This is a genomic window from Streptomyces cavernae, from assembly GCF_004023625.1.
In the GTDB taxonomy this organism is placed as follows: domain Bacteria; phylum Actinomycetota; class Actinomycetes; order Streptomycetales; family Streptomycetaceae; genus Streptomyces; species Streptomyces cavernae.
On the sequence record NZ_RPDJ01000002.1, the window covers coordinates 25,546 to 40,924 of the forward strand.

11 protein-coding genes are annotated in these 15,379 nt (G+C 71.0%); all 11 read right to left on the reverse strand.

Translation table 11 applies throughout. From position 1 onward, the window contains the following. Positions 1–43: 43 nt before the first annotated feature. Entirely contained in the window at positions 44–1,393 is a 1,350-nt protein-coding gene (locus EF387_RS12660; RefSeq protein ID WP_128376640.1) for a vWA domain-containing protein, read from the reverse strand. A gap of 172 nt (positions 1,394–1,565) precedes the next feature. Next, complete coding sequence (locus EF387_RS12665) at positions 1,566–2,861, reverse strand: protein phosphatase 2C domain-containing protein (RefSeq protein WP_128376641.1); 1,296 nt, start codon at positions 2,859–2,861, stop codon at positions 1,566–1,568. Between the two features lie 4 nt (positions 2,862–2,865). Further along, positions 2,866–5,418 (reverse strand): serine/threonine-protein kinase, encoded by a 2,553-nt coding sequence (locus EF387_RS12670; RefSeq protein ID WP_202918230.1) that lies wholly within the window; start codon positions 5,416–5,418, stop codon positions 2,866–2,868. Beyond that, positions 5,415–6,734, reverse strand: a complete 1,320-nt coding sequence (locus EF387_RS12675; RefSeq protein WP_128376642.1) for a hypothetical protein — start codon at positions 6,732–6,734, stop codon at positions 5,415–5,417. Before EF387_RS12675 ends, EF387_RS12670 begins: the two co-directional genes overlap by 4 nt. A gap of 165 nt (positions 6,735–6,899) precedes the next feature. Then, entirely contained in the window at positions 6,900–7,913 is a 1,014-nt protein-coding gene (locus EF387_RS12680; protein WP_238431486.1) for a glutamate ABC transporter substrate-binding protein, read from the reverse strand. A gap of 14 nt (positions 7,914–7,927) precedes the next feature. After that, positions 7,928–9,415, reverse strand: a complete 1,488-nt coding sequence (locus EF387_RS12685; RefSeq protein ID WP_238431487.1) for a hypothetical protein — start codon at positions 9,413–9,415, stop codon at positions 7,928–7,930. Between the two features lie 340 nt (positions 9,416–9,755). After that, positions 9,756–10,766, reverse strand: a complete 1,011-nt coding sequence (locus tag EF387_RS12690; RefSeq protein WP_128376644.1) for an N-acetylglucosamine kinase — start codon at positions 10,764–10,766, stop codon at positions 9,756–9,758. Beyond that, positions 10,763–12,028 (reverse strand): 6-phospho-beta-glucosidase, encoded by a 1,266-nt coding sequence (locus EF387_RS12695; protein ID WP_128376645.1) that lies wholly within the window; start codon positions 12,026–12,028, stop codon positions 10,763–10,765. The genes EF387_RS12690 and EF387_RS12695 overlap by 4 nt, the downstream gene beginning before the upstream one ends. A 7-nt stretch (positions 12,029–12,035) precedes the next feature. Next, positions 12,036–12,926, reverse strand: coding sequence for a carbohydrate ABC transporter permease (locus EF387_RS12700; protein ID WP_128376646.1), 891 nt, complete (start codon positions 12,924–12,926; stop codon positions 12,036–12,038). Positions 12,927–12,928: 2 nt separating this feature from the next. Further along, the gene (locus tag EF387_RS12705) at positions 12,929–13,870 is read right to left on the reverse strand and encodes a carbohydrate ABC transporter permease (RefSeq protein WP_128376937.1); all 942 of its coding nucleotides are present in this window, start codon (positions 13,868–13,870) and stop codon (positions 12,929–12,931) included. A gap of 28 nt (positions 13,871–13,898) precedes the next feature. Next, complete coding sequence (locus tag EF387_RS12710; RefSeq protein WP_128376647.1) at positions 13,899–15,239, reverse strand: ABC transporter substrate-binding protein; 1,341 nt, start codon at positions 15,237–15,239, stop codon at positions 13,899–13,901. Positions 15,240–15,379: the final 140 nt, after the last annotated feature.

Genomic DNA, 15,379 nt, shown 5'->3' on the forward strand with positions numbered 1-15,379 from the left:
AGAAGCCGTTTCGGTAGGAGCTCCGCACGTCTTGTGCTTCGGCTCACTTCTTCACACGAACCGTCTTCGTCGACCGCGTCTCCAGGGTCATCTCATCGGCCTCTTCCACCTTTGCTTTCAGTCGCACAGTACCTGCCGCAGCGTCGACCACGTCCACCACCTTCGAAAGCAGTTTCGCCGTATCGGCGTTGCCGGAGGCGCTGGCGAGCTGGACGGCACGGCCCAGCTTGGCCGTGGCGCCGTCGATATCTCCCGCTTTGCGGGCATCCAGTCCCTGCTGGATGACCTGTGCCAGTTCGGCCTGACCCGTGTAGTGCGCGACCTGCGGGTTGATGGAGGTGGAGGCGGCCATGTCGTCCGTCCACACGGCCCGTACGAGCCCCTGGGCGCCCGGCAGCGCCTGGCTCCCGCCGTCCGCCTGCGGGATCACGAGCGAGACCCGCGCGGCGAGCATCTCCTGGCCGAGACCGGCCGCCGGGACCTCCACACAGACGTGGTAGTCGCGGGACTCGTCCCCCCAGGAGCCGGTCGGGTAGTCCCCGGCGCGCGGCCCGGCCTCCGTACGGCGGTCGGTCAGCTCCTCGACGGTGGGCGCAACCTGCTTGACGAACTTGATCTCCGTGCCGACCGGGGTCCACAGCCGCAGCGCGACGTCCGCGACCTCCTTGCCCATCGCCGCCTCCATCATCTGCGTGAAGTCGGCGGCGAGACCGGCCGGGTCGGCGACGATGTCGGCGGTGCCGAGCAGCGCGGAGGCGATCCCGGTGACCTCCTTGACCTCCCAGTCGGTGCCCACACCGCGCGCGTCACACGTGAACCGCCCGGCGCAGGAGTCGAGGGCTGCCTTGAGGTCCTCCGGCGACTCGTGCTCGTTGCGGCCGTCGGTGAGCAGGATGCCGTGCCGGATCGCCACCTCCGCCGAGGACAGCAGCCGGTCGGCGAGCCGCAGCCAGGTGCCGATCGCGGTGCCGCCGCCCGCGTTGAGCTTGCGCAGCGCCTGCTTGGCCGCCTCGCGGGTGGTGGCGTCGGCGACGGCGAGCCGGCCGTCGCCCGGGTAGACCTCCTTGGCGACGTGCGTGCCGCCGATCACCGCGAAGTGCACCCCGTCGCGCAGGGTGTCGATCGCGGCGGCCGTGGCGTCACGGGCGTTGCGCATCTTGGTCGGCGGGTAATCCATCGAACCCGAGCAGTCGACCATGATCGCCACGGCCGCGTTCGGGCCCTGGCCGGCCGAGTACACGTGCGGCGCGGAGACCGCGCTGCCGACGGTGCCGCCACCGGTCGAGGTGACCGTGACGATCGCGTTGACCTCCCGGCCGCCCTCCGGCAGGTACTCGTTCTGGTAAACGTCCACCGAGAACTGCGGCACGTTGGACTTCGAGAAGTTGGCCATGGCTGCTGGTGCTCCCCCTAAGGCGTCCGCCGCGCACCGGCGGGGCCGGGCGCGGGCGCTGGCTTTGGTACGGACCGGTCCCCTCCGGTCCGGGCCGCCCCGTGCGGCCCCCGCCGGCGTCCCGTGGGGGACGGCCCGGACGGCCCGCGCCGATGTCCCCCGTGAGACGCCGTCAGGCCGATCCTGCCCCCCGCAACGTCGCGGGGAACGGCAGGACCGCCACTGTTACGTTGTCGTGGCCCCCTCCGTCGAGGGCGTGGCCGACCAGGACCCGGGCGCTGTGCAGCGGCCGCTCGGCGGCGTCCACCGGAACGGCCTCCGCCATCTCGTGGGCCGCCTCCGCGTAGTTCCACAGTCCGTCGGTGCACACCACCACTACACCCGGCCGGTCCGGCTTGAAGGAAGCGGTGTGCGGTTCCAGTTCGTACGCGTCGGCGCCGAGCCAGCCCGTGATGGCGTGGGCCCGTTCGTCCGCGTACGCCTCGGCCTCGTTCATCAGGCCCGCGGCGACCATCTGCGCCGCCCAGGAGTCGTCCTCGGTGAGCCGGGCCGGCGGCGTCGAACGGTCGTTGGGCACCCAGTAGGCGCGGCTGTCGCCGACCCAGCCGACGATCAGCAGGGTGCTGGTGACGACCGCGCCGACGAAGGTGCAGGCGGGCGCGTTCTGGTGCGGGGCCTGCTCCTGGGCGGTCCGGGGCTCCTGCGCCAGGCTGGTGACCGCGTCGGCGGCGGCCACGATCGCCTCGTGCATCGCCTGCTGCGGGTGGGTGCCGCGCGGCAGGGTCGCCAGCAGCGTCTCGTTGGCCGTGCGGGAGGCCGCGAGCGAGGCGTCGTCGGGGCGGGTCGCCGAGGAGACGCCGTCGCAGACGATGGCCACCACCGCGGGCGAGCCGTCGGGCAGCGTGGTGGAGGACACCGCGAAGGCGTCCTCGTTGCGGTGGTGGCGCAGCCCGCGGTCGCTGACCGCGGCGACCGCGCCGAGTTCCTGCTCCATGTGGTCCCGCTCCCGGGGTTGTGCGTGCCCGCAGTTCTCGCAGTAGCCGTCCGGATCCACCTGGCCCGCCCGGCAGGCCACACACACCTTGGCGGCCTCCGCGGACGCGGGGACGCCGGACGGCGGCGGCGCCAGGGGGTACTGGGGCGCCGCCAGGGGGTACTCGTCGGGCTCGGCCGGCCGGTCGAACCGTACACCCGCCGACAGGGCACCGCCGCCGGAGTCGGTGCCCTGGATGTCCGTCGGCAGATGCACCGGGCCGGACGGGGCGGACGCTTCCGCCGCCGAGGGGACCGGCCAGTCCACGCCGACGGCCGGGGCGCCGTTCATGGTGAGCGTGGGGTTGTCCGTCGGCGGCGGGGGGACGACCGACAGGTCGTATCCACACGCGCCGCAGTACCGGTCGCCGGACTCCAGCGGCTCCTCGCAGCTGGGGCACCTCGACAAGGCCGGCAGTTGGGGGGTCTGCGCCATCAATTCACACCCACGTCCGAGGGCGGTAGCGGTTGGCTCGCTCCACCAGGTCGATCCTCTCCTCGCCACCCTGGGCGAGCCTGGCCAGTGTCCGGTACGAACGCTCCAGGCCGAAACGCAGCCCGCGCTCGTCCAGGTCACTGCCGAGCAGTTTGGCGCTCGGTGTGCCCTGACTGCCGGAGAGTACCCAGTCAAGGGCGCAGCCCAGCACTTCTGTGGACAACTGCTCGCGGCGCACCGCGTCCAGACCGTACTCGTCCAGGGCCTCCACCTGCCCCGCCGCGGCGGTCAGGTCGTCCAGGAACCGCGCCGCGGCCGCCTCCTCGGCGACGCGCTGCCGCAGCCGCGCCCGCACGGCAGCCACCCGCGCCGCGGTGTAGTGGATCGACGCCTCCGGAACCGACTCCAGGGTCGCCACGGCACCGCGCCGGTCGCCCGTCGCCAGCTGCACACGGGCCAGGCCGAACGCCGCGCTCACATAGCTCGGGTCGGTCGCCCACACCAGACGGTAGTACTCGGCCGCGTTGTCCAACTGGCCGAGGACCTCCGCGCACAGGCCCAGCGCCAGCTTCGGGGCGGGCTCGCCCGGGAAGGCGTCGTAGATCGCGTCGAAGGAGAGCGCCGCGAGCTCGTGGTCCCCGGTGGCCAGGGCCGTGACCCCGCGGTACCACACCACCCGCCAGTCGTCCGGGTGCTGGGCCTCGAGCTCGTCCAGCGCCCGGGCGGCCGGGGCGTGTTCGCCCATCTCCAGCCGGGCGCGCAGCTCGCGCAGGCGCAGCTCCAGGGAGTCCGAGGGGGCCGCCTTCAGCGCGGTGACGAGTTCGGCGGGGGCGGAGGTCATCAGACCCGCCAGGAAGCCCGCGTTGACGTCGTCCGGGTCGACACGTGGCACCGGCAGCGCGAGCGCAGTGGCGGCGCCCTGGACGGGCTTCACGAGGGCGCCGTCGCCGGCCGCGCCAAGCGCCCCGGGAGTGCCGCCGGTCAGGATGGCCCTCATCTCGGACGCGGTGGCACCCGCCCGTACGGTGAGGGCGCGCTGCTTCTTCGTGAGGACCTCCCGTGCGCCCAGCCGCGACACCTCCCCGTCCGGCTTCGCGAACAACTCGGTGTCCGTGACCTTCACCTCGGGCCCGAACAGCGTCGACATCGCCGGCCGTGGCTTGCCCGTCTGCAGGGCGACCACCTCGCGCAGCACGCCCGTCAGCTGCTCCGCCATCTCCTGCGCGGAGGCGAACCGGCGCGCCGGGTCCGGGTCGGTCGCGCGGACCAGCAGCCGGTAGAAGGACTCGTACTGGTGGAAGACCTCAATGTTGTCCGGGTCGGGCAGGGAGTCGACGTAGACGTTGGTGTAGCCCTGGAAGTCGAAGGTGAGGACGGCCAGGGTACGGGCCACCGTGTACAGGTCGGAGGCGACCGACGGGCCGACGTCCGCTACCTCCGGCGCCTGGTAGCCGACCGTGCCGTAGATGGCCGACTCGTCGTCGTCCATCCTGCGCACCGCGCCCATGTCGATCAGCTTCAGCTGGTCCTCGGTCTGGATCGCGTTGTCGACCTTGAAGTCGCAGTACAGCAGGTTGCGGCTGTGCAGATGGCCGAGGGCCTCCAACGCCTCGATGCCGTACGCGCAGGCCTGTTCCACCGGCAGCGGATCGCGTTTGCCGTCCGCGCCGCGGCGGCCGTTGGCGATCTCCTTCAGGGACTTGCCGCCGACGTACTCCATGACGATGTACCCGTCGAGCGAGCCGGTGCGCTGGTCCAGGTGCTCCACGAAATTGTAGATGCGCACGATGTTGGCGTGCTCGATCTCGGCGAGGAAGCGGCGCTCGGAGATCGCGGCGGCCATCGCGTCCTGGTCACCGGTGTCGAGGAGGCCCTTGAGGACCACCCAGCGGTCGGAGACCGCGCGGTCCACGGCCAGGTAGATCCAGCCGAGACCGCCGTGCGCCAGACAGCCCACCACCTCGTACTGGCCGTGCACCACGTCGCCCGCCTGCAGCTTCGGCACGAACGAATACGGGTGACCGCACTTGGTGCAGAAGCCCTCGGTGCGCCCGGCCCGCTCGCCGCGTGAACGCCCCACCGGCGCCCCGCAGTCGGAGCGGGAGCAGAACCGCTTGCGCTCGGGCACCTCCGGGTTCTCCAGCACCATCGCGCGCGGGTCGGGCCGCGGCACCTCCGGCACCTGCACCAGGCCGGCACCCAGCCGGCCGCGCCCGGACGAGCCCGCCGTGGAGCCCGAGCTGCGCACCGACACCGAACGGCCCGTCGACTTCCCCGACAGCGAGCGCGACAGCCGCCCGGAGACCGACCGGCGGGACTGCGAGGACCGCGACGACGTACGGGAACTCGCCCGTGAACTGCCGCGCACGCTGCTGCTGCCGGAACTCCGCGACCCCTTGCCGGACCCGTTCGCCGCGGAACTCGACAAGCCCGCCGCGCCGCCGGCCGACACCACCGGCGCCAGACCGCACGTGTCGCAGTACAGCTCGCCGCCGCCCATGTCCTCGTACGACCCCGAGCATCCTGGCCGCTGGCACTTCCGCTGCTCCTGACTCACGACCACTCCCCCCTCCGGTCCTGCGGAACGCTCCGCTCGCCGCTCGGCGACAGCAGTTCGGCCGCCGCACGCTGATAGCGCAGCACCGCCTGCTCGGCGACCCTGAGATCGCAGGGCGCGCTCCACAGCATCCGGCGTGCCGCGTCGTACCGCTCGACCAGCAGCGGGTCCTCCGCCAGGCCGTGCCGGGCGACCTTCGCCTTGTAGGCGTCGAGGCGGCCGCGCAGTTCGGCGCGGACCGCCAGTGGCGCGGTGACCGCCGTCAACGACTCGCGGGCCCGCAGCAGTTCGTCCTCCGCCTTCTGTTCCAGCGACTCCAGCAGCGGCGACAGCCGGTGCCACTGGGCGTGCCTGCGGTACTCGGCGGCCGTCGCCAGCTGCTCCTGGAGCGCGGTCGGCGGCCCGCTGACCGCGGGGACCTCGGAGGCGGCGATCTTCGCCAGCACCTCGCCGCGAGCGCTCCTGGCCTCGGCGAGCGTACGGTCCGCGCGGCTCAGCACGTCGCGCAGCTTCACCAGCCGGGCCTCCGCGTCCTGCCGGACGGTGAGCACCGCGTCGATCTCCCGCCGCACCTCCTCCAGGGCCCGCGCCTCGCGGTCGTAGCGGCTGGTGTCGGGACGGCCGCCGCCGGGCGCCGAACTGCCCCCGGCGGACACCCAGAAGGCCAGCGGATCCGACACCACCTGCTCGCGCAGCCGGGTCAGCGTCCGGGTGATCCGCTCCAGGTCGTCACCCGACGGATGTTCGCCGGGGCGCACCCCCACCGAGTGCGCGAGCTGCCGGGTGCGCTGCAACTCCGCGGAGAGCAGATCGATCCGGGCGGGCAGCGCCGACCACACCGCGTCCGCCGCTACCACCATGTCCAGTGAGGTCGCGTACAACTCGTTCATCCGGTCGACGAGTTCGGAGAGCGAGTACTGCTCGCTGAGCTTGGTGCCGGTGAGCGTCGGCGCGTTGGCCATCGCGCTGGCGCTGCCCGCGACCGTCACGCTCGTGCCCCGCAGCAGTTCCGTTAGCTCGACCAGGTCCTCACGGCTGGACCAGCGTCTGCGCGCGCGGATCTCACGGGCCTGGCGCAGGGCGCCCGAGTAGGCGTCGAAGTACGCCCACAGCAGCGTGATCTGGGCATCCGCGGCGATCCAGCGCTCCTTGGTGGTGCCGGTGAGCTCGGCGCCTTCGAGGAGTCTGCGGCCCGCGTGGTCCTGCAGGGCGAGGAGCGAGGTCTCGATGGCCTCGTGCTCCGCGCCGAGACGCGCCAGCGCACGGTCCACCTCGTCCCGGTCCATCACCGGCCCGGGGGGCCCCGTGACGCCCATCGATCACCTCTCGCCTCTCGGTCGTTTCCCCGCGCGGGATGCGCTCGGGCAACTCTCCAGTCGTATCAGGTCGGTTGCTGCTGCTTCAGGTCGGTTTTCTCGTACTGCGGTACCTCGGTCACGTGTACGTGCGGGCATCGGTCATGGAACGTCGTGGTGGGCGGGTCACTTGTACTTCGGAGCGGGCGGGCCCGACGACGGGCCCAGATCCGCGGCGAGCCACTTGTTGTACGACTCCTGCCAGCCCCCGCTGTTCCGGTAGTCCACCAGCACCTGGTTCACCCGGCGTACCAGATCGTCGGAACCCTTCTTCATCGCCACGCCGTAGTACTCCTCGGTGAACGGATCGCCCTTGAGTTCCACGGTCGGGTCCTGCGCGGCCTGGCCCGCGGCGAGCGCGCCGTCGGTGACCACCGCGTCGGCCATGCCCAGTTGCAGCCTGACCAGGCAGTCGAGTTGGTTGGGCACGGTGAAGACGCGCGCCGAGCCGGGGAGGTCGCCCTTGGTCTTGCCCGCGGTGAGGGTGTCGTAGGCCGTGGAGGTCGCCGCGGTGCAGATCCTCTTGTCCGCCAGCGACTTGTCGTACCCGCGGATCGTGGACTTCTTGGGGGCCAGGACCTGCTGTCCGGTCTGGAAGTACGGCGCGGAGAACGCCACTTCGTCCAGGCGCTTGCAGGTGATCGTCATGGTGCGGACCACCATGTCGACATCGCCGTTCTGGATCGCCGGGATGCGCTGGTTGGTGGGGATGGCACGGAAGACGACGGCGTCCTTGTCGCCGAGGATCTCCTCCGCGATCCGGTGCGCGAGGTCGATGTCGAAGCCCTCGAGCTCGCTCGTCTTCTTGGTGCTGTTCGGGTCGCGGTAGCCCCAGCGGTAGCTGTTCTGGTCCACGCCGATGACCAGCTTGCGCTTGTCGCCCACGCGGTTCTTGATGGCCGTGATCGTCGGGCCGTCCGCCCCGGACGGGGGCGGGCTCTGGTCCTCGGGAGCGGTGCACTTCTCGGCCTTGGTCTGCAGGCCCGTGGCCACACCGGGCCCGCCGACGCCCGTGCTGCCGTCCTGGGCCGCGTGGGTCAGCGGCGGCAGCGCGATCACCGCGGTCAGTGTGCAGGCGACCGCCATCGCCCCTACGCCGCCCCAGCCCTTGAGGCTGGCCTTCAGGCGTCGTGTCGTCACGGATGCGCCCCCTCTCACCGGTACTCCGAAAGCCTGCGGCCTATGCCCAGCACGGCGCCCGCCGCGCCCAGCACGGCGAACGCGGCCGCGCCGACGGGCAGTCCGTTCATGGCACTGCGACCGTCACCGGCCGCCTCCCGGAACTCCTTGCCCTCCTGCACGAGCGCCGCGTCCAGCTCCTCGTCGACGCTGTCGAAGCACTCGCGGGTGGGCTTGTCGGCCTTGGCACCGATGACCTTGTTCAGCGCGCCCTGGTAGTCGCCGGAGTCGTCGGCCTTGCGGGCCTCCTGGTGGCGCGACTGCCACACCTCCATGCTGCCCGCGGCCACCGCGACGGGCTTGCTGCCCGCCTGGTCGTCCGCGAGACGCTTGGCCTCGGTCAGCCTCGTGTCCAGGACGGCCATCTGCTTCTGGAACTCGACGTCGTAGGCGTCCTTGGTCCTGCCGTCCTGCTGAACCGTCTCCGCGCCCCGGCTGACCAGCGTGAGGTTCTCGTTGCCGCGCGCCTTCAGGGAGGCTATGCGGGCGGCGTGGAGCACGTTCAGCGAGCGGACACCGTGGTCGTACGACGAGTCCAGCTCGGCGCGCGCGACGGTGTGCCCGACCGTCACCCAGAGCAGGACGACCGTGGAGGCGGCGGTGGCGGCCACCATGCCGCGGTTCAGCACGCGGTTGGTGCGCCGGTAGTTGCGCCGCTGCGCCCAGCCGAGGGCGCCGAGCGCTACGACACCGAGCCCGATCGCCGCCCACGGGTACGGGGTCGCCCGGTCGTAGTCCGCGAGCAGCCGGCCGTTCTCCTTGAGGTAGAGCCGCTCGGCCTCAGGGAGCATCTCTTCCTGCATCTTGTTGTTCGCGTACCGCAGATAGGCGCCGCCCAGCGGGAAGCCCTGCCGGTTGTTGGCCCGGGCCCGCTCGATCAGGCCCTTGTACTCCGGCAGCAGCTTGTTGAGCTTCGCGATGGAGTCCGCGGAGGGGGAGCCCGGCTCGGAGTTCGCGGCGGCCGTGACGAGCAGGGATGCGGCCGTCCTGATGTCCCGCTCGTAGCGGGCGCGGGTCTCGGCCGGCTCCTCGCCGCCGGCCAGGAAGCCGCTGGAGGCAGTGGTGTTGGCGTCGGCGAGCGAGCGGTAGATGTTCGCGGCGTCGTCGGACAGCGGCTGGCTGCTGTGCAGGACGTCGTCGGCGGCGGCCGAGCGGTCCGCCATCTGCCAGGCGGTGACCGCGCCGAACGCGACGACGAGCAGGGCGAGGGCGGCGCCGATGATGCGCAGCCGGCCGGGCTCCGTCGTCGCGGCCGCCCTCAGCTGGTCGACGCCCTCCGCGAACGCCGTGCGCCGCGGCGGCTCCGTCTCCGGCCTGCCCGGCGGCGCGGGCGCCGCGGCCGGCGTGGGCGTCGCGACGGGGCCCGGCTGTGACGGCACCGCCGGCACCGTGGGCGTGGGCGGTCCCGGCGGAGCCGCGCTGCCTTTCGTCGGGTATGTCACTTGACCTCCCCCATAGGTCATCCGTCGGTCACCTCCCTTCCGCGCCGGAACGCGAAACGAGGTGCACGGCGGCAAGTATCGCCGCAGGGACTGACATCCGCACAGGCCTTGATGCGATCTTGTTCCGAACCGTGTGCCGGACCGTGTCCGACAGCGGGCCCGGGAAGATCCCGTACCGCCCCCTTGCCCTTGAACACGTGTGCGTGGGGGGTTCGGTTCCCAGGGGGCGGTACGGGAGAGCGCGGGGTGTGTTTTTCGCCCCCGGACAGGCCCTGGGGGACCGGTAGGGGCGGATGGGTGCGGAGAGGACGAAGGACAGCCCGGGGACGGACCGCCCCTGGCCGGACGGCGTGACCCGCGGTCACACTTCGTAATGCGCCCGCACGCGTGCCTGTACCTCGTCGGAGACGCCCAGGTGATCGAGGCCCAGCAGCGCCGCGCCGAGGACCGGGCGGACGGCCACCACACGGGGCACCGCCTTGGGCGCGCGGGTGGCCAGCAACTCCCGGATCCGGTCGTCGAGCTGGGGGTGGCGGGCGGCCAGCACGCCCCCGCCGAGCAGCACCGGCGTCTCCTCGTCGAGGAGTTCGAGCCGGGTCAGAGCCACCGTCGCCATGGTCACCACCTCCTCCGCGAGCCGGTCGACGATGGCACGGGCCACCGGGTCGCCGTCCTCGGCGGTCGCGAACAGGACCGGGGTCAGCTCATGGCGCCGGCTGTCCTCCAGACGCCCGAGGTGCACGGCCTCGATCAGCTCGTACACGGAGGCCAGGCCGAAGTGCGCGGGGAGCGTGCGGACCAGCTCGGTCGGACCGCCCCGGCCGTCCTCCGCGCGCGCCGCGTGCCACACCGCCTCCTCCGCCAGCCCCCAGCCACCGCCCCAGTCACCGGAGATGCGGCCCAGCGCGGGAAAGCGTGCGACGCGCCCGTCCGGTCGCATGCCCACGCAGTTGATGCCCGCGCCGCACACCACCGCGACCCCGAGCGGTTCGGCGACCCCGGCGCGCAGGATCGCGAAGGTGTCGTTGCGCACCGTCACGCTCGCGCCCCAGCCGCGGTCCCGCAGGGCCACCGCCAACTGCACCTCCTCCACGGGGAGATCGGCATTGGCGAGGCAGGCCGAGACGTGCGCCACGGAGTGGACCCCGGCCTGCTCGAAGGCGTGCGCCACGGCGTCCGCGATCTCGTCGACGGCCGTCTCGACCCCGACCACGGGCGGCCGGAAGCCGCCCCCGCGCGCGGTACCGACGACCGTTCCGTCGTCCGCGACCACCGCGACGTCGGTCTTGCTGTTCCCGGCGTCGACGGCCAGCAGGGCGGCGACCGCGGTCCCGGTGGCGGGGGTGCCCGTGCCGGGTGCCGATGACGTCATGCCCACGCGAGGTGCTCCCGGTTGTGCGCGATCAACTGGTCGGTGAGGGTCTCGGCATAGGCGTACTGGCCGATGAGCGGGTGGGCGAGGAGGGCGCGGAAGACCCGGTCGCGGCCGCCGCGCAGGGCGGCTTCCAGAGCGAGGTCCTCGTACGTCGTCACGGCCGCGGTCAGGCCCGCGTACAGCGGATCGACCGGCGGCACGGCCAGCGGCGCGGCGCCCTGGCGGCCGACCGCCGCCTGCACCTCGATCACCGCGTCGTCCGGGAGGAACGGCAGGGTGCCGTTGTTGTAGGTGTTCACCACCTGGTACGGGCTTCCGCCCGCGCCGAGCAGCGAGGCGGCCAGGTCCACCGCGGCCTCCGAGTAGAACGCCCCGCCGCGCTTGCCGAGCAGCGCCGGCTTCTCGTCCAGCGCCGGGTCGCCGTACATGTCCAGCAGCCGCTCCTCCATCGCGGCGACCTCCGAGGCCCGCGACGGCCTGGTCCGCAGTTCCTCGACCACCTCGTCGTGCGCGTAGTAGTAGCGCAGGTAGTACGACGGGACGACGCCGAGGCGGTCGAGCAGGCGACGGGGGAGGTGCAGGTTCGCGGCGATGGCCTCACCGTGCTCGCCGAGCAGCTTGGGCAGCACGTCCTCACCCTCCGGACCGCCCAGCCGTACACCTGTCTCCCAGGTGAGGTGGTTCAGGCCGAGGTGATCGAGGTGGACGTCCGCCGGCTCGACACCCAGCAGAGCGGCGAACTTGCGCTGGAAACCGATGGCCACGTTGCACAGGCCGACCGCCTTGTGGCCGGCCTGGAGCAGCGCCCGGGTCACGATCCCCACGGGGTTGGTGAAGTCGATGATCCATGCCCCGGGGTTGGCGCGGCGGACCCGCTCGGCGATGTCCAGGACCACCGGCACGGTCCGCAGCGCCTTGGCGAGCCCGCCCGCGCCGGTCGTCTCCTGCCCGACGCAGCCGCACTCCAGCGGCCAGGTCTCGTCCTGCTGCCGTGCGGCCTGTCCGCCGACGCGCAGTTGCAGCAGCACGGCGTCGGCTCCCTCGACCGCCTGGTCAAGGTCGTCCGTCGTGACGACGCGCCCCGGATGGCCCTGCTTGGCGAAGATCCGCCGGGCGAGCCCCCCGACCAGCTCCAGCCGTCCGACGGCCGGGTCGACGAGCACCAGCTCCTCGATGGGCAGGGTGTCCCGCAGACGCGCGAACCCGTCGATGAGTTCGGGTGTGTAGGTCGATCCTCCGCCGACCACGGTGAGTTTCATATGTGGATCAACCCTTTACTCCGGTGAGAGTGACGCCCTCGACGAAAGCCTTCTGCGCGAAGAAGAACACGAGGATCACGGGCGCCATGACCAGGACGGTCGCGGCCATGGTGAGGTTCCAGTCGGTGTGGTGCGCGCCCTTGAAGGACTCCAGGCCGTAACTCAGCGTCCACGCGCCCGGGTTCTCGGAGGCGTAGATCTGCGGACCGAAGTAGTCGTTCCAGGCGTAGAAGAACTGGAAGAGCGCGACGGCCGCGATGCCCGGCTTGGCCATCGGCAGGACGACCCGCAGCAGGGTCCGCAACTCGCCGCAGCCGTCGACCTTCGCCGCGTCCAGGTACTCGTTCGGGATCGTCGTCAGGAACTGCCGCAGCAGGAAGATGGAGAACGCGTCACCGAACGCCATCGGGATGATCAGCGGCCACAGTGACCCCGACAGGTCCAGCTGCTTCGCCCAGAACAGGTACATCGGGATGATGACCACCTGTGGCGGCAGCATCATCATCGAGATCACCAGCATCAGTGCGAGATTACGCCCGCGGAAGCGGAACTTGGCGAGGGCATACGCCACCGGGACGGACGACACGACGGTCAGGACGGTACCCAGGCCCGCGTAGACCAGCGTGTTCCTCCACCAGGTGAGGAAGCCCGGGGTGTCGAAGACCTTCGCGAAGTTGCCCCATTCCCAGGTGTCAGGGACCAGGTCGCGGGTGAGCGCCTGCTGGTCGCTCATCAGCGAGGTCAGGACGACGAACACGAAGGGCAGCGTGAAGAAGAGGGCGGCCGCGACGCCGAGGGAGTGGACGGCGATCCACTCCAGCAGCGCCCGGCGGCGGGCCGTGCGCTCGGCGGTGGTCGGGGTGGCCAACTCCACCGGCTTGTCCAGTACTTGGGTCATGGTCAGTCACCTGCCTGGATCAGTCCGCCCCGGCGCCGCATCAGCAGCGCGGTGAACACCATGGCCAGGGCGAACAGCACCAGCGCGACCACGCAGGCCGAGCCGTAGTCGAAGCGCTGGAAGCCGAGGTTGTAGACGAGCTGGGGCAGCGTCAGGGTCGACTTGTCCGGGTAGCCCGGCTCGAACTGCTGGCCGGAGCCGCCGATGATGCCGGAGGCGACCTTCCCGGCCACCAGCGGCTGTGTGTAGTACTGCATCGTCTGGATCACTCCCGTGACGACGGCGAACATCACGATCGGCGAGATGTTCGGCAGCGTCACGAACCGGAACCGCTGCCAGGCCGACGTGCCGTCCAGCTCGGCGGCCTCGTACTGCTCCTTCGGAACGTCGAGCAGCGCGGCCATGAAGATGACCATGAGATCGCCCACGCCCCACAGCGCGAGCGCGGTGAGGGCCGGCTTGGACCAGGCGGGATCCGTGAACCAGCCGGGTGTCGGCAGGCCGAGGTCGCCCAGGACGGAGTTGACCGGGCCCGTACCGGGGTTGAGGAGGAAGACGAAGGCCAGCGTCGCGGCGACGGGCGGGGCGAGGTAGGGCAGGTAGAAGAGGGTGCGGAAGACACCCGTGCCGGTCTTGATCTTCGTGATCAGCAGGCCGACGCCGAGCCCGAACAGCACCCGGCAGGTCACCATCACCAGCACCAGCCAGAGCGTGTTGCCCAGCGCCGGCCAGAACATCGGGTAGTCGTTGAAGACGTAGGACCAGTTGCCGAGGCCCCGGAACTCCGGCACGCCGAAGCCGTCGTACTTCATGAACGAGAAGTACACGGTGGACACCAGCGGATAGGCGAAGAAGACGCCGAACCCGATGAGCCACGGTGACAGGAAGGCCACCGTCCGAAGCGCCGCGGCGCGGCGCTTCGAACGGAGCGTGCGTGTGGACACGCGCAGGGTCTGCGAGGACATCGGAGGGTTACTTCGCCTGCTCGATGTCGCGGTCGATCTGCGCGGCGGTCTTCTCCAGACCGGCCTTCAGGTCCTTCACCTTGCCGGACTCGTACTGGTAGCCGAAGTCCTGGAGCGTCGTCTGGTACGTGGAGCCGTTGACGGAGGCCGGCGGGGTGTTGGACTTCGGGTGCTGCGCGATGTCGATGAACGTCTTGAAGGCGGGGTCCACCTCCAGGTCGGGCGACTTCAGGGCCTCGAACGTGGACGGCACGTTGTGGATGGCGTTGGCGAAGGAGACGACGGCCTCGGTGTCGGTCGTCAGGTACTTCACCAGCTCCCAGGCCGCGTTCTGCTTCTTGCTCTGCGGGGCGATGCCGATGATCGTGCCGGAGAGGAAGCCCTTGCCGTACTCGTCGACCTCGTCGTCGGCGACGGGCAGCGGAGCGGTGCCGATCTCGAAGTCGTTCCCCACGGCCTCCTTGGCCATGCCCAGCCGCCACTCGCCATCGAGCTGCATGGCCACCTGGCCCTTGTGGAAGGGGTGCTCGGCGCCCCACTCGTCACCGAAGGTGTTGCGGTACTTCTCCAGCTTCGCGAAGCCGCCGAGGTCGTCGACGAGCTTCTTCTGGTAGGTGAACATCTCGGCGAAGGCCGGGTCCTTGGCGATGCTGGACTTGCCGTCGGCGCCGAAGTAGGCGTGGTCCCACTGGGACATGTAGTGGTCCACGACCGTCTCGTAACCGTGGTAGGTCGGCATGAAACCGAGCTGCTCGTAGCTGTCGCCCTTGGTCTTCGTCAGCTTCTTCGCGACCTTCGCGAACTCCGACCACGTCTTCGGCGGGGACTTGATGCCCGCCTTCTCGAAGGCGTCCTTGTTGTAGTAGAGGCCGTAGGCGTCGCCCAGCAGCGGCAGGGCGCAGCGCGTGCCCTCGAACTGGGTGTAGTCCAGCATCGGCTTCGGGATGATCGTGTCGAGGTCGAGCTTCGACTTCTCGATGAAGGGCTTCAGGTCGAGGAAGGCCCCGGAGGAGCAGAACTTGCCGACATTGGCGGTCGTGAACGACGACACCACGTCGGGCCCGTTCGAACCGCCCGCCCGCAGCGCCTGGTTGAGCTTGTCGTCATTGATGTTGCCGACGACCTTCACCTTGATGTTGGGGTGCGCCTTCTCGAAGTTGGCGACGTTCGCCTCGATCGCCTTGGCCTCGGCGGGCGCGCTCCAGCCGTGCCAGAAGGTGATGGTCGTCTTGGCGTCGGGGTCGTCGTTGGCGCCGGACTGCGACTGGCCGGTGCAGGCGGTGGCGAAGAGGGCGATGGAGGCGGACACGGCGAGCGCGATGGCCGCCTTCCGGGACATTCCGGACATGGCAGGGTCTCCCTGAGACAGGTAAGGGCAGGGCGGGAACGGAACGGGGGGTGGGAGTCTGGGCGGGTACGGGTACGGGTACGGCGTACGGGTAATGGCGAATGGGTGCGCGGGTACGTGGGTGGTTCGCGGTTGCGCGG

Excerpts from the sequence above, each read along its gene's own strand:
- EF387_RS12660 (WP_128376640.1), bottom strand. The coding sequence starts at position 1,393 with ATGGCCAACTTCTCGAAGTCCAACGTGCCGCAGTTCTCGGTGGACGTT.
- EF387_RS12665 (WP_128376641.1), bottom strand. The coding sequence starts at position 2,861 with ATGGCGCAGACCCCCCAACTGCCGGCCTTGTCGAGGTGCCCCAGCTGC.
- EF387_RS12675 (WP_128376642.1), bottom strand. The coding sequence starts at position 6,734 with ATGGGCGTCACGGGGCCCCCCGGGCCGGTGATGGACCGGGACGAGGTG.
- EF387_RS12685 (WP_238431487.1), bottom strand. The coding sequence starts at position 9,415 with ATGACCTATGGGGGAGGTCAAGTGACATACCCGACGAAAGGCAGCGCG.
- EF387_RS12690 (WP_128376644.1), bottom strand. The coding sequence starts at position 10,766 with ATGACGTCATCGGCACCCGGCACGGGCACCCCCGCCACCGGGACCGCG.
- EF387_RS12695 (WP_128376645.1), bottom strand. The coding sequence starts at position 12,028 with ATGAAACTCACCGTGGTCGGCGGAGGATCGACCTACACACCCGAACTC.
- EF387_RS12700 (WP_128376646.1), bottom strand. The coding sequence starts at position 12,926 with ATGACCCAAGTACTGGACAAGCCGGTGGAGTTGGCCACCCCGACCACC.
- EF387_RS12710 (WP_128376647.1), bottom strand. The coding sequence starts at position 15,239 with ATGTCCGGAATGTCCCGGAAGGCGGCCATCGCGCTCGCCGTGTCCGCC.